Raw genomic sequence first — 13,449 nt, forward strand, 5'->3', positions numbered from 1 at the left:
CGGTTTCGGCCGGCGCCTATCGATCGAAGGAGACACATTATGAAGGTTTCTGAAGTTTCCGAGACTCAGGCCGATAACCTGGTCCACATGCTCGACGCTTACGCCGAGAAGGGTGGCCACCACCTGAACATCAACGTCTTCAACCGTGAGACGCTGCTCGACGCTCAGGCTCACCCCGAGAAGTACCCGCAGCTGACCATTCGCGTTTCCGGCTACGCCGTGAACTTCCACACGCTCACCAAGGAGCAGCAGGACGAGGTCATTTCGCGTACCTTCCACAACAAGTTCTAAAGGGGTTTAACTCCCGCAGGATCGCCGGGGCTGTTTGGGCTACCTCCCAAAACGTCCTCGGACATGCAAGAAGCCCTCGCTGCGCACTTCGTGCGGCGAGGGCTTCTTGCGTCCTGCGGAATATTTTGGGAGGTAGCCCAAACAGCCCCGGCGGGGTCCTGTGTAGTCACCCTTTAGGCGGAACTCTCCTAATTATTTGGATGAGTCGTTTACTTACTTGTACTGTTACCGTCTTCCCACTGTTGTTGGGGTATGCTTTGTTCGTATGTAAACGTATGACATGTTGATGAGGGGAGGGTGCTATGGCTCGCGAGGGCGCTCGTTCTAAGGATTCTGCTAAGCCTGGCATCAAGGAAGTTGCAGCGGTGGCGGGGGTTTCGCCTACTACGGTATCTCGCGTGCTTAATAATCGCGGCTACATTAGTCAGGAAACCCGCGATAAAGTCCATGCGGCGATGGAGCGCATCAATTACACGCCCAACGATATCGCCCGTGCCATGCTCAACGGTCGCCTGAACCTTATCGGCATGATCGTTCCCTTTGTGAGCAGCCCGTTCCATGCTCAGGTTGTGCAGGCGGTCGAGCGCACGTTGGCGGGAAACGGCTTTAAGATGTTGCTGTGCAACAGCGCCAATCGACCCGATCTTGAGCGTTCCTATATTGACATGCTCCGCCGCAATATGGTCGACGGCGTAATCGTCAACTCCCTCAATATCGGTGCCGAAGCATATGCCGAGATGGGCTTGAGCCTGGTTGGCATCGACTGCGATCTTGGCGAGGGCTCTGTCCAGATTGCAAGTGACAGCTATGGCATCGGCGAGCTCGCCACGCGCCGTCTGATTGATGACGGCTGCAGGCGTATCCTGTGCCTGCGCAGCAATAGCCGCATGCGCATGCCTGCCAATAAGCGTACCGATGCCTACCTCGATGTTGTTGAGCAGGCCGGTTTGTCCGCGCTTGTTCGTGAGGTCGAGTTCGTTAAGCCCGACGACGAAAAGGGCGCGGTCGTCGCGAAGATCCTCGATGAGAACCCCGATATTGACGGCATCTTTGCGGGAGACGACACGATGGCGGCCATCTGCCTCAACATGATGAAGCAGCGCGGCTTGAGTGCTCCGGACGATATTAAGGTCGTGGGCGCGGATGGTGCCCGCCGCACCATGACGTTTATGCCTGACCTAACAACCGTACGCCAAGATATCGATCGCATCGGAGAGCTCGCGGCGCAATCCATCATCGCTCTGATTAACGGCGATAAGCCCGAATCGAATATAAAACTCCCCGTTGAACTTATTGAGGGCAAAACCGCGTAGTTCATCCCGTGCTAAAAGAATCCCTCAAACGCCACCGATAACCGTTCGCCGGCATATGTCAACCGTTTGCCGACGACTGGAACTGCGAAAAGACGTATGGATATGAAAACGTTTGACATATGAAAACGATTGACATATCTTGCAGATGTACCGAGTTAGTATCTCGACGGAAAGGAAGTCTCGGATGCATAAGGTGTATTACCAGCCTGAGGGAATTTGGGTAGGCGACATCATGCCGTACGGCGAGGATGGCACGTTCTATCTCTATCATCAGCGTGACACGCGTAACCCCGAACCTTTCGGAGAGCCGTTTGGCTGGGCACTCGCGACGACCAAGGATTTCGTCAACTACAAGGACTTTGGCGAGAGCCTTGAGCGTGGCGGCGACGAGGAGGTCGACCAGTACGTTTATGCCGGCACGGTGTTTAAGGTGGGCGACAAGTACCATGCGCTCTACACTGGTTGCAATCGCGATAAGGTCCGCGCACGTTTGATGAAGCAGGTTCTTCTTCACGCAACGAGTGACGACGCCGTCAAGTGGGAGAAGAACATCGCCGAGACGCTGCTTCCGCCCCAGGAGGGTTACGATGACCGCAACTGGCGCGATCCCTTTGTGCTTTGGGATGAGGAGAACGAAGAGTACATGCTCATCCTCGGCACGCGTGTGGGCGAGGACAAGCGTCTGATGACCGGTCGTCTGGTCAAGTTCACCTCCAAGGACCTGGATACCTGGGAGTTCCAAGGCGACTGGTGGAATCCGGGCCTGTACACCATGTTCGAGATGCCCGATCTCTTTAAGATGGGCGACTGGTGGTATCTGGTGTTCTCTGAGTACAGTGATGGCAACAAGACCCGTTACCGCATGTCTCGCTCTATCAACGGTCCCTGGATCACTCCTGCGGACGATTCCTTCGATGGCCGCGCGTACTATGCCGCACGTACCGCATTTGATGGCGAGCGCCGCGTTCTCTTTGGTTGGGTTCCTACGCGTGACGAGGGCGGCGACCCCAGCTCTTACCTGTGGGGTGGCACCTTTATGCCCCTCGAGATCGTTCAGCGTGCCGACGGAACGCTTGGCACCAAACTCCCCGACAGCATGCTTGGCGCCTTTGGCGAGGCTAAGGCAGTCGAGGCCTTTAAGCTTTCCTGCGAGTCGGGCAAGGTCGAGCAGGTGCTCGCTGCGGATGCCGGTTCCACCTATATGCTCGACGCCGACATCGAGCTCGCCGGTGACGCTGCCGGCTTCTCGGTAAAGCTCGCCGAGAACGCCGAGTCCGGTCTAGCCTATGAGTTCCGCGCCAACCTGCGTGAGGGCAAGCTCGAGTTTACGGCGGCCCCCCAGTATCCGTGGTTCCAGGTCAACAACATGGGCCTCGAGCGTCCGTTGTTCTTCAAGGGCGAGGGCACTCATCATGTGCGCCTGGTCGTTGACGACGATATCGCGACCATCTTTGTCGATGATGTTGCGCTTAACGCTCGCTTTTGCAATAAGCAGGGCCAGGGTGTGGCGCTGACGGTCACCGACGGTACGCTCAAGTGCGCAAATGCAACGATCGCATCTCTGTAATGGCCACAAAACGTCTTATGATTTCGTAAGGGAATGGAGAGGAACATGGACTACAAAGTAGTGTCTCAGCAAGTCGTCGATAACGTCGGCGGTCTGGAGAACATCGAGGGTGCCACGCATTGCGTTACGCGTCTGCGTCTGGTGCTCAAGGATACGAGCAAGTACAACAAGGCCGAGCTCGAGAACATCGATGGCGTCAAGGGCGTGCTGTACAACAGCGGCCAGCTCATGATCATCTTTGGTACCGGTACCGTTAACAAGGTCTACGATGAGTTTATGGCTCTGACGGGCGTCAAGGAGATCAGCGCTTCCGAGGTCAAGGGCGCCGAGGCGGACAAGAAGGGCAAGTTCTTCTCGGTCCTCAAGGTATTCTCGGACATCTTTATCCCCATCATTCCCGCTTTCGTCGGCGCTGCTATCATCATCGGCCTTAAGTCGCTGATCGTTGCCAACGGCCTCTTTGGCATGGAGGGCAGCCTTGCCGACCACAGCGAGTTCCTCAAGAACCTCGCAAGCTTCTTTGCCATTATCGCCACCACCTTCGATTACCTGCCTGTCCTGGTTATGTACAGCGCGGTGAAGCGTTTTGGCGGTAACCCGATTCTGGGCATCCTCGTCGGTATCGTCATGGTTCACCCGAGCCTTATGAACCGCAACACGTTCGTTATGGATCCGACGGGCGCTGAGTACTGGAACTTCGGCCCGCTCTCCATTCCCATGGTTGCTTTCCAGGGCGGCGTGTTCCCCGCAATCCTGACCGCCTGGTTCATGGCCAAGGTCGAGAAGATTGCCCAGAAGTACATCCCCGAGGTCGTCTCGTTCGTCTTTGTCCCGACCGTCACCCTGATTCTTGCCAACGTCGCCCTGTTCACCGTGTTTGGCCCGCTCGGCAACCTGATCGGCGATGTTCTCGCTGGCGTGATCGACGTCCTGTACAACAGGATGGGCGTCTTTGGTGCCTTTGTCTTCGCCGCGTTCCTGCAGCCGCTCGTCGTTACCGGTACGCACCAGTTCATTCAGGGTATCGAGGCTAATCTCGTTGCCACGACTGGCTTCAACTACATTCAGGCCATCTGGTCCGTTTCCATCATCGCCCAGGGCGGCGGCGCCATCGGCATGTATCTCATTCACAAGAAGCATTCCAAAGAGCGCAACATCTGCATGTCGTCCTTTATCCCGACGCTGGTCGGAATCTCCGAGCCCGCTATCTTTGCTGCAAACATGCGCTACTCGATCATTCCGTTCATCTGCGCTTGCATCGGTGCAGGCTGCGGCGGTGCCTTCGTGAAGCTCTTTGAGGTGCGCGCTATCGGCCAGGGTCTGACCGGCGTACTTGGCCTGCTCATCGTCACGCCCGAGACCCTCGTGTGGTATGTGGCTGGCAATCTGATCGCTTTCTTCGTCCCGATCATCCTGATCTTTGCCTACAACAAGGCAAAGGGCGTGCCGACCACCGATGAAGAGGGCGCTGGCGCTGGCTTCGACGTTAGCTTCTAGTTGAGCCGTTCAGCGTAATGTGCGGATAAGTCCATTTGAGGAAGGGCGTTCGGCTCGTGTGAGTCGAGCGTCCTTCCCCATAGACGAGAAAGTCAACGGCGATGTTAAATCAAAAAAATAAGGTGACGCGCGCGGACTATGAGCAGTGGCGTGCCGGACAGGATGAGACGGCGGGTCGCATCGCGTCCGACCCCGATAGGCTCCTGTTCCATGTGGAGCCTGAGCTTGGCTGGCTCAACGACCCCAACGGTTTGGTGCAGATTGGTGATACGTATCACATCTATCACCAATACGATCCATTCGATGCTGCGCATGGCGGTCCAGTGCTTTGGAATCATCTGACAACAAAGGATTTTGTGACGTACGAGAATCGTGGCCCTGTGCTGTTCCCCGATTCCGATTTGGATTCGAGCGGAGTGTATTCTGGTTCTGCCTTTGTACACGACGGCAAGATTCACTACTTCTATACCGGCAACGTCAAGCATTTTGATCGCGACGATTACGACTATGTGCTGACAGGGCGCGAGCAAAATCAGATTCACATGGTCGCCGAGAACCCCGACGAATTGGGCGAGAAACGTATGGCTGTTGGGCCGCTCGATTACCCCGACGATATCGGTACGCACGTGCGCGACCCCAAGATCCTGGAGCACGACGGTATCTACTACATGGTTCTCGGTGCTCGTACAAAAGACGACCGCGGTTGCGTGCTTGTCTATACCTCGCGCGATCTTGAGTGCTGGCAATATGCGACGCGTATTGAACTCGGCGAGAAGTTCGGTTTTATGTGGGAGTGCCCGGATCTGTTTGAGCTCGATGGCGAGTTAATCCTCGTTTGCTGCCCACAGGGCGTGCCCGTCGATGGTTGGCGTTACCGAAACCCGCATCAGTGCGTGTGGTTCCGCATCAAGGCCGATTGGGAAAAGCCTTGCTTTGCCATTGTCGAATCGGGCAAGCCCCAGATGGTCGATGCAGGTTTTGACTTCTATGCCCCTCAATCATTTGCAGATGCCGACGGTCGACGGATTATGATCGGTTGGGCCGGCTGCCCCGATGCAACGGCTCAAAACCCGACGGTGGAACGCGGATGGCAGTGCGCGCTTACCGTGCCGAGGGTGCTGAATATGCGCGACGGTAAGCTCTGCCAGTGGCCCGCGCGCGAGGTTGAGCAACTGCGCAAGGAGCGTGTTTCGGTGACCGCCGGAGAGACCGTCGACTCTCCTGGTCGACTGTTTGATGCCGTCGTGTCGTGCCGGGGGACGAAGTCCATTGAGCTGGAGGTTCGTGAGGGTGTTGTCGTGTGCTTTGCCAACGGAATGATCACACTTGATATGGGCGATGAGGGCTATGGACGCGACAAGAGGTCGGTTGAGCTCGACGAGCTTTACTGCCTGCGAGTCCTTTCGGATGCCACGATGCTCGAGGTATTTGTCAACGACGGCGAGGTTGCGCTTACGAGCCGCACCTATTCGTCTGCGGCGCCTGCGATGCAGTTGCGCGCCGAGGGCGACGCCTCGATGGAGTTTTACCGTCTGGCTCGCTAGCCGCATTGTGAGTGACCATGGCGTTTTGGATACACGGGCTTTCTTGGTGGCTACCGTTTATCGCATATAGCTACCGTTTGCGGAGTAAGTAACACTCATTACTAAACCGTGTAGAATCTCATGCAAGCACGGAGTATTTCAGGGAGACGCTGTCCTTTGTTGTGGCGAAGGGCGGCGTCTCTCTGGTGCTTGGGAGTCGTTGTTCAATTGGGCGACGGGCGTGCGCGCGTAATAAATAATCAACGTCGAGATGGGTCGTGATGATAATGGGCAAGTACGTAATCGTGGTTGAGTCTGGTTCGGATGTGACGCCGGAGCTCTGCGAGCGCTACGGCATCGTGCGCGTGCCTATGCATGTCACGATTGGTGACGAGACCGTCGAGGACGGTTCGATCGATCCGCTCGAAATATATTCGCGTTGCAACGAGTTTGGCGTGATGCCCAAGACCAGCGGCTGCGCGCCTGCGGATTTTGCTCATGTGTACGACCGTATCCATGCCGAGAAGCCCGACGCGACCATCCTGCATCTTGCGTACTCCGAAGTCACGACCTGTTCGCATCAGTCCTCCAAGATTGCAGCTAAGGGCCGCGACTACGTGTTCTCCATGGACACGCGCTTTGTCTCGGTAGGCCAGTCGCTTGTTGCCGTCGAGACTGCCAAATACATCGAGGCTCACCCCGATGCCACCGTCGACGAGATTTTCGCCTTCACTAATTCCGTCATGGACCGCGTGCTGCTGGTCTTTGTTCCTACCGATCTTGCCTTCCTCAAGGCGGGCGGTCGCTTGTCCAACGTTGCGTTCCTGGGCGCTCATCTGCTCAAGATCAAGCCCTGCATTGAAGTGACGGGCGGCAAGTTTGTGGCAACCAAGAAATTCCGCGGCTCTATGCTCAAATGCGCCCGTGCCTTTATTGACCACATGGTTGCCAAGGGCGAGATTGACTACTCGCACATTGGCCTGGCGTATTCGGTAGGCCTTTCCGAGGAGCTGCGCGATGATATGGAGGTCTACGCGCATGAACTCGGCTTTAAGGACATCACCTGGACTCAGGTCGGCGGCGTCATCTCGAGCCATTGTGGCCCGACCGCCTTTGGTGCGGTGCTGACGCTCAAGGCGTAAGGGCTGGCGTAATCGATATCTATTGCCACGGCGGCGGGCGGGTTGCGACAACCTTCCCGCCGCTCTTGCGTGGGGCCAAATAGGACAACCCAATCGATCGCTAAACCGTTTCACCATCATGCGTATGGGCTAGAATGACTCTGGCATTTTAATTGACAATAACCAAAGAGAGGCAAGGTTGCGGGAATGGCTGAGATGACGCTTGAGGGTGTGGACGCTCATCCCGAGGACTCTGCGTATGCCCTGGGTCGCGTGCATTCGATCGAGACGATGGGAACGGTCGACGGTCCCGGCATCCGCTTTGTGGTGTTTGTTCAGGGCTGTCCCATGCGCTGTGCGTATTGCCATAACCCCGATACCTGGTCGGTTAACGGCGGCACCATGGTGACCGTCGAGCACCTGATGGACGAGTTCCAGAGCAACCATGAGTTTTACCGCAGCGGCGGAATTACGGTTTCGGGCGGCGAGCCGCTCCTGCAGCCCGAGTTTTTGGCCGACCTGTTCTGTGCAATGCACAACAACCCCGATGGCCGCGTGCATACCTGCCTTGACAGCTGCGGATATGCGTTTGACCCCAACCATCCCGAGAAGTTCGATGCTGTGCTCAACGAGACCGACATGGTGCTGCTCGATATTAAACATGCCGATCCCGTCGAGCATAAAAAGCTGACCGGTTGCGACCCCGCACGCATTCTGGCGTTTGGTGATGAACTCGCGCGTCGCAAGATTAAAGTCGTTATCCGCCACGTGGTGGTGCCGGGCATTACCGACACGGTGGAGGAGTGTGAGGCGCTCGGCCGCCTGATTGCCCCGTGGCATAACGTGGTGGGCCTGGAGATGCTGCCGTATCACACGATGGGTGTCGTCAAGTACGAGCAGCTGGGGATTCCCTATAAGCTTGAGGGCGTGCCTCAGATGGATACCGCGCGCATGCCCGAGCTGCGCAATGCCGTTATGACCGGCATGAAAAAGCGCCGCACGGAACTCAAAAACGCCATCGGCTAGCGGCACTCATTGGGGACAGACTTAAATGAGTGCCCCCGGGCACCTAGTTGATTGCTAAAGAGCCCCGTCAAGTTGCGGTGGAATAGTTCTTGTTTATCGGCTAATACCGCCCAAACAGGAACTATTTCATCGCAACTGCGTTTTGGGCAGAGATGCGCAACAGAATCGGTGTTTTTGCATAGAAACGCCTGTTTATTGTTTAGAGACACCTTAAACGCGACTGAATATCTTTGGAAAGAAATGCCTGCTATCGACATCGATGGCTGTACCTATGTCATGAGCGTCATGACATCGATGCCGTGGAGCGACCGCTCGAGCGAGGTTACGGCCGCGATTGCAAAGGCGCTGTTTGATACGCGAGCTGCACTGGCTTAGCGTGTTCGTTTGGCGAGGTCAAACAAAATGCTGGTACCATACCGTGGTTGAGAATTTCGTATAGGTTTGGGGAATGGTATGGCTACCATCGCGATTATCGGTGCGCTCGAAAAAGAGATCATGCAGATTAAGGAAGAGCTGAGCGACGTTTGCGAGGCACGGGAGGCAGGCTTGACCGTTGTGAGCGGTGAGCTCGACGGCCTGACAGTTGTCGCCACAACGGCGGGCATGGGCACGGTGAACGCCGCCGCTGCAACACAGCACCTCATTAGCAAGTATGCTCCGCAGGCTGTTGTGTTTTCGGGCATTGCGGGCGGTTTGAACCCCAAGCTCCATATCGACGACGTGGTCATTGGCAAACGCCTGCGCTATCTGGATACCGATACCGCGCTTATCGCCGAGTCCGCACCGGGGCTCGAGGAGTTTGGCTCGACGCCCGCGCTGGTCGATATTGCCGCCGACGTGCTTGCTGAGCGTGGGTTTGTCGACGCTTCGACAAATGCAGTCGCTTCGAACGAGGGCACCAAGCAGTTCCTGGTCGGCACGATTGCCACGGGCAACCGCTTTGTGACGGGCGCCGCCATGCGCAACGACGCTATCGAGGCCACGCATGCCGATTGCGTCGAGATGGAGGGCGCGGCAATTGCGCACATCTCGGCCAAGAATGGTGTCGATTGCCTGGTGCTGCGCGCTATCAGCGATAATTGTGACGAGGCATATGACGCGTTTTGCGAGCGCGAGTTCGATCTGGATGAGTACGCTCGCACCGCGAGCGGCATCACGCTTGACATCGTTCGTCGTATCGCCGCCGCGCAATAGCACGCCCGTTTTGTAAAAACCTACGACCAAGGAGTGTCCATGGCCGATTCCATTAATTACCAGCTTGCCAAGTTCGTCGCCAGCTACGGCAAGGTTTCGCAGATCCCCGAGTCCACCTGTCCCGAGGTGAGTTTTGTGGGCCGTTCCAATGTGGGCAAGTCGTCCATCATGAACAAGCTCTTTGGTCGCAAGAACCTGGTCAAGGTTTCGAGCACGCCGGGCAAGACGAGCAACATCAATTTCTTCGAGGCCGACGACGTGCACTTTGTGGACCTGCCGGGCTACGGTTTCGCTCGCCGTTCCAAGGCCGAGCGCGACCGTTGGGCCGAGCTCATCGGCGACTTTTTCGACTCCGAGCGCAGCTTTAACCTGGTTGTGTCGCTGGTGGACATTCGCCACGACCCCAGTAAGCTCGACCATGACATGATCGACTACCTGCAGGGCAACGAGTTCAACTTTATCGTCTGCCTCACCAAAGCCGACAAGCTCAGCCGCACCCAGCAGGCCCGCCAAGCGGCAGCCATCAAAAAGCAGCTCAACGTCCCGGCTGAGAACGTAATCATCACGAGCTCCCAGACCGGCACCGGCATCGACGAACTCAAGCGCCGCATCGCCGAGGCCTGCCTCTAATCGAGCTGCAACCCCTCAAAAGCTCTTATCTATATCACCTCAGTGATAGTTATTGGTAAACTATCACTGTGGTGATATTTTTTAGGAGGCCGATATGGAGCTGTGGCACGGGTCGGAGGTTGTTGTCGAGCATCCGTCGCTGGATAGATGTAAGCAGTTCAACGACTATGGACGTGGGTTTTATTGCACGCCACATGAGGAAATGGCGATGGAATGGGCATGCCGGACCGAGTCCGATGGTATCGCGAATCGATATGAGCTCGATATGGATGGTCTCGCGGTCTTGGATTTGGAGTCCGGGGAGTTTTCAATTCTTAATTGGCTTGCGATTTTGGCCGACAACCGGGAGTTTAATGTCTCGACGCCGCTGGCACGCGAAGGACTTCGCTATCTGCTGGATAACTGCCTGATTGATATTTCTCCCTATGATGTTATTCGAGGCTATCGCGCCGACGATTCCTACTTTTCGTTTGCAAGACAGTTCGTTAACGGCATGATCTCGCTCAGGCAACTGCAACTCATTATGCGTTTGGGCGATTTGGGCATCCAATACGCTCTTATGAGTGAGCGCGCGTTCTCGGCGATCAGGTTCCGCGATTGGAAGCAGGCCTCGGGAGCTGAGTTTTATCCCAAACGATTTGAGCGAGAACAGAATGCTCGACGTAAGTATCTGGATACGATAAACGGATTTGACACCGAGGGTGTCGACATTAGGGATTTGATGGCAGGGAGGGTTGATTTAAATGATCCAAGAGTTAACGGATTGTGGGCCGAGTAGGACATATCCCGTCTATTACCTCGAGGACGCAATGAACAACCTAGGCGACTGCTTTGACTATGCCGTTAATGATTATGGAGCAGAGGGATCGGAAGTTGCTGAACTCTTTTGCCTCAGCGGCGTAGCTCGCGAGTTCGAACGCGGCAACGCATGGGTCGTATCGGGAAAATCGGGCGTTGAGCTGTTCGCGCTTATCGCTGAAAGATCGGGCTATCAAAACAGGCCTATACCGGACTGCACCTATCGATTTGAGAAGACGCCGGAATATTGGGCGGGCTGGATGCTGGCATACCTGCAGTGGCGTTTAGGGGAGTCTTTCGAAGATCTGCTGCATGTCGTTCCATTTGATGCGCTGCGCGGTCTGTACTATCCCTGGCATGAAGCCTCAGAGGAACGTGTGGCGCGTCTTATTTGCGATATGGCGAAGAAAACACCTCGTCAAACTAAACTGGCGCAAGCAAGAAAGAGGCTCAAGAAAACCCAACAAGACCTGGCATACGAATCGGGCGTATCACTCCGCTCAATCCAAATGTACGAACAGCGCCAGAGAAACATCAACGAAGCATCGGTAACAACCGTAAGGGATATGGCGAAAGTCCTGCACTGCAGCATCGAAGACATCTTAGAGCCAGTCTTTGAATACAAAGAAACTAGCGCAGCCTAAAAGAGATGCTGGCCGCTGATTGCTCAAGTTGCAGTTCGAGCAATTTGAGCAGCGAAGCCGGCTGCCTAGTGGGGGCATGTGGGCCTTCTAGGTATCAAAATCCGCCTACGTATTGAAATGCCCCGCCAAGCTAAAGTGCTCGGCGGGGCATATTTCGATTGACGATGCTAGCAGGGGTTGAACTTTAATATGCCGCGAGTAAGAGGCGCCTGCATTTAGCAATTAAAGTAAATTATTCAATTCGGGTGCTCAGCCAGTATTCTCCATTTGAAGCTAAGATTGCGTACGTAATTCCATTTTTGACAGTTGGCGTACCTACGCAGGCAGCGCCAATCTCCTTAGCGTCGGAAAATGAGAGTGTTGGATCAATTGCTTGTATGGTTGCTAATGCTGTCGCCGCGGCATAATCTGAATTTTCGAAGTACATGACTATGTTTTTGAAGCAGTTTTCTGATCCAAGATAGCTGAATAGTAGTTGACTGCTCGAGTCCGAGAAAAAACCTCCAATACCGGCAAGCGTAGAGCCATTTTTTATCTGAAGCTCGAGTCCCGTGCCGCTATCGTCTAACTCGTAACTCGCCTTCATACTGCTGCAATTGGGAATATCGGAGAATTCCTCGTTAAGTCGTTCAATAAAGCCTTCAGGTGAAATTGAAAACGATCCGTCGCCAAGAAAGGAAGTAATTTCCTTTTCGTTGCGGGTGTCAACGACCTCTCCGCATTTTTCGCATTCTCGTATTTCCTTTGAGGTGGCGTCTACGTAGTCAACTTCGGTAGTCCACGAGCCCGGTTGGTGTCCGAGTGGCTCCCCTTTCGTTTCGCCGCAACGCTGGCAGGTCTTCGGTGTCGTACAAGTTGCTTCTTCCCATTCGTGCCCGAGAGGCTCTCCCTCGGTTTTGCCGCAACTTTTGCATACACGGGGGCTAGTGCAGGTTGCATTGGCCCATAGCTTGTGGCTACAAAACAATTGAGGAAACAGCATGGGCAAACTGAAGATGATGACAACTGCCACGGCAGCTGCGATTGCCGCTCGTTTTTTATTGCCTAATTTATGAATGGCCCGCGTTAGAAGTGAGTCGTTTTCTTCATTTTTGCGTGCGCCGTCATCTTCGTTTGATGGCGGAATTTCAGAGGAGGGGATGTCGCTAGCACCATCAGAAAACTGCTCGGCTTTGAAATCTGGCTTCCGCTCGTCGGACTCGCTGAGTGCCTTTTCCTCGTCGGGCTCCTTCATCTCGTCATTCATGTTTATCGAGGCTCCTTCCTAGCTATGAATCTGCGATGGGCATTTTTGATAAGCGGAATGGCTGGTGACATAAATATATCCCAGTTTGGGATATATCAAAATGGAATATAGCGTAAACGGCATGAACGTTGATGCTAACAGGACATGCGGAAAATGCCTTTCCCAGATTCGTCGGGAGCAAGGTATCACTCAGGTTGAACTTGCAAAGAAGCTGGGGGTACCTCAGTCGTTCATCTCAAAGGTCGAGACCGGGGAACGCAGCCTTAGGGTTTATGAGCAGTTTGTCTATGCGGATGCACTCGGAATTACTGTTGAGACGCTAGTACGTAAACTTGGGGCTGTTTTGAGTAGCGGAGATAATTAGATGACGCCACGCATCGATCATCAATTAGAAATTAAAACAGAGCTATAGGGCGAATGAGATGCTGGGAAGTGCGCCTTTGTCAAATAGAAGCCAAAAAATCAGCCCGGCGACTTTCCAGAGCGTAGGTTCCTGTAGCCGCCGCCAGTGAAGTTAACATAGGGGAGGCCAGGGGCTTTGCCCCCAAATCTTTCCGCAGGACGGCAGGACCCCCGCCGCACGAAGTGCGCAGCGGGGG

The 13,449-nt window shown here is 55.0% G+C and carries 14 protein-coding genes; 13 read left to right on the plus strand and 1 reads right to left on the minus strand.

What is annotated here, in order from left to right; genetic code table 11:
* Positions 1 to 39: 39 nt before the first annotated feature.
* The 12 genes from grcA3 to DXD24_RS04515 all read left to right on the plus strand — a co-directional run bounded on the left by grcA3 (position 40) and on the right by DXD24_RS04515 (position 11,604).
* Positions 40 to 291, plus strand: coding sequence for an autonomous glycyl radical cofactor GrcA3 (grcA3, locus tag DXD24_RS04465; RefSeq protein WP_055252439.1), 252 nt, complete (start codon positions 40 to 42; stop codon positions 289 to 291).
* A 302-nt stretch (positions 292 to 593) separates the two neighbouring features.
* Positions 594 to 1,604, plus strand: a complete 1,011-nt coding sequence (locus DXD24_RS04470) for a LacI family DNA-binding transcriptional regulator (RefSeq protein ID WP_117564721.1) — start codon at positions 594 to 596, stop codon at positions 1,602 to 1,604.
* 184 nt (positions 1,605 to 1,788) lie between these two features.
* The gene (locus DXD24_RS04475) at positions 1,789 to 3,171 is read left to right on the plus strand and encodes a family 43 glycosylhydrolase (RefSeq protein ID WP_117564723.1); all 1,383 of its coding nucleotides are present in this window, start codon (positions 1,789 to 1,791) and stop codon (positions 3,169 to 3,171) included.
* Positions 3,172 to 3,216: 45 nt separating this feature from the next.
* Positions 3,217 to 4,668 carry a PTS transporter subunit EIIC gene (locus DXD24_RS04480; protein WP_117564724.1) on the plus strand — a complete coding sequence of 484 codons (1,452 nt, stop codon included), beginning with the start codon at positions 3,217 to 3,219 and terminating at the stop codon, positions 4,666 to 4,668.
* 101 nt (positions 4,669 to 4,769) lie between these two features.
* Positions 4,770 to 6,212, plus strand: a complete 1,443-nt coding sequence (locus DXD24_RS04485; protein WP_117564726.1) for a glycoside hydrolase family 32 protein — start codon at positions 4,770 to 4,772, stop codon at positions 6,210 to 6,212.
* Positions 6,213 to 6,478: 266 nt separating this feature from the next.
* Positions 6,479 to 7,333 carry a DegV family protein gene (locus DXD24_RS04490; protein ID WP_117564728.1) on the plus strand — a complete coding sequence of 285 codons (855 nt, stop codon included), beginning with the start codon at positions 6,479 to 6,481 and terminating at the stop codon, positions 7,331 to 7,333.
* Positions 7,334 to 7,519: 186 nt separating this feature from the next.
* On the plus strand, positions 7,520 to 8,338 hold the full coding sequence (gene pflA, locus DXD24_RS04495) for a pyruvate formate-lyase-activating protein (protein WP_117646258.1): 819 nt from the start codon (positions 7,520 to 7,522) through the stop codon (positions 8,336 to 8,338).
* Between the two features lie 240 nt (positions 8,339 to 8,578).
* Entirely contained in the window at positions 8,579 to 8,713 is a 135-nt protein-coding gene (locus DXD24_RS10300) for a hypothetical protein (protein ID WP_255413422.1), read from the plus strand.
* Between the two features lie 78 nt (positions 8,714 to 8,791).
* Positions 8,792 to 9,532: a 5'-methylthioadenosine/S-adenosylhomocysteine nucleosidase gene (gene mtnN / locus DXD24_RS04500; protein WP_117646259.1), complete on the plus strand. Its 741-nt coding sequence runs from the start codon at positions 8,792 to 8,794 to the stop codon at positions 9,530 to 9,532.
* 39 nt (positions 9,533 to 9,571) lie between these two features.
* Positions 9,572 to 10,162: a ribosome biogenesis GTP-binding protein YihA/YsxC gene (gene yihA, locus DXD24_RS04505; protein ID WP_055252447.1), complete on the plus strand. Its 591-nt coding sequence runs from the start codon at positions 9,572 to 9,574 to the stop codon at positions 10,160 to 10,162.
* 94 nt (positions 10,163 to 10,256) lie between these two features.
* Positions 10,257 to 10,940, plus strand: coding sequence for a DUF3990 domain-containing protein (locus DXD24_RS04510; RefSeq protein ID WP_117564732.1), 684 nt, complete (start codon positions 10,257 to 10,259; stop codon positions 10,938 to 10,940).
* A 31-nt stretch (positions 10,941 to 10,971) separates the two neighbouring features.
* Positions 10,972 to 11,604, plus strand: coding sequence for a helix-turn-helix transcriptional regulator (locus DXD24_RS04515; protein ID WP_117564737.1), 633 nt, complete (start codon positions 10,972 to 10,974; stop codon positions 11,602 to 11,604).
* Positions 11,605 to 11,836: 232 nt separating this feature from the next.
* On the opposite strand, the gene DXD24_RS04520 is transcribed toward DXD24_RS04515, so the two are convergent.
* Complete coding sequence (locus DXD24_RS04520) at positions 11,837 to 12,850, minus strand: hypothetical protein (RefSeq protein WP_117564734.1); 1,014 nt, start codon at positions 12,848 to 12,850, stop codon at positions 11,837 to 11,839.
* A gap of 100 nt (positions 12,851 to 12,950) precedes the next feature.
* Between DXD24_RS04520 and DXD24_RS04525 the strand changes: the two genes are divergently transcribed.
* A complete protein-coding gene (locus tag DXD24_RS04525) occupies positions 12,951 to 13,214 on the plus strand; it encodes a helix-turn-helix domain-containing protein (protein WP_233502327.1) in 264 nt (87 codons plus the stop codon).
* Positions 13,215 to 13,449: the final 235 nt, after the last annotated feature.

The sequence above is a fragment of the Collinsella sp. TF12-2AT genome, from assembly GCF_003436735.1.
Taxonomy (GTDB): domain Bacteria; phylum Actinomycetota; class Coriobacteriia; order Coriobacteriales; family Coriobacteriaceae; genus Collinsella.

Coding starts and splice junctions, on each gene's coding strand:
- DXD24_RS04485 (WP_117564726.1), top strand. CDS start 4,770: ATGTTAAATCAAAAAAATAAGGTGACGCGCGCGGACTATGAGCAGTGG.
- DXD24_RS04515 (WP_117564737.1), top strand. CDS start 10,972: ATGAACAACCTAGGCGACTGCTTTGACTATGCCGTTAATGATTATGGA.
- DXD24_RS04470 (WP_117564721.1), top strand. CDS start 594: ATGGCTCGCGAGGGCGCTCGTTCTAAGGATTCTGCTAAGCCTGGCATC.
- DXD24_RS04525 (WP_233502327.1), top strand. CDS start 12,951: ATGGAATATAGCGTAAACGGCATGAACGTTGATGCTAACAGGACATGC.
- mtnN (WP_117646259.1), top strand. CDS start 8,792: ATGGCTACCATCGCGATTATCGGTGCGCTCGAAAAAGAGATCATGCAG.
- DXD24_RS04520 (WP_117564734.1), bottom strand. CDS start 12,850: ATGAATGACGAGATGAAGGAGCCCGACGAGGAAAAGGCACTCAGCGAG.
- DXD24_RS04480 (WP_117564724.1), top strand. CDS start 3,217: ATGGACTACAAAGTAGTGTCTCAGCAAGTCGTCGATAACGTCGGCGGT.
- DXD24_RS10300 (WP_255413422.1), top strand. CDS start 8,579: ATGCCTGCTATCGACATCGATGGCTGTACCTATGTCATGAGCGTCATG.
- DXD24_RS04475 (WP_117564723.1), top strand. CDS start 1,789: ATGCATAAGGTGTATTACCAGCCTGAGGGAATTTGGGTAGGCGACATC.
- DXD24_RS04490 (WP_117564728.1), top strand. CDS start 6,479: ATGGGCAAGTACGTAATCGTGGTTGAGTCTGGTTCGGATGTGACGCCG.
- DXD24_RS04510 (WP_117564732.1), top strand. CDS start 10,257: ATGGAGCTGTGGCACGGGTCGGAGGTTGTTGTCGAGCATCCGTCGCTG.
- grcA3 (WP_055252439.1), top strand. CDS start 40: ATGAAGGTTTCTGAAGTTTCCGAGACTCAGGCCGATAACCTGGTCCAC.
- yihA (WP_055252447.1), top strand. CDS start 9,572: ATGGCCGATTCCATTAATTACCAGCTTGCCAAGTTCGTCGCCAGCTAC.
- pflA (WP_117646258.1), top strand. CDS start 7,520: ATGGCTGAGATGACGCTTGAGGGTGTGGACGCTCATCCCGAGGACTCT.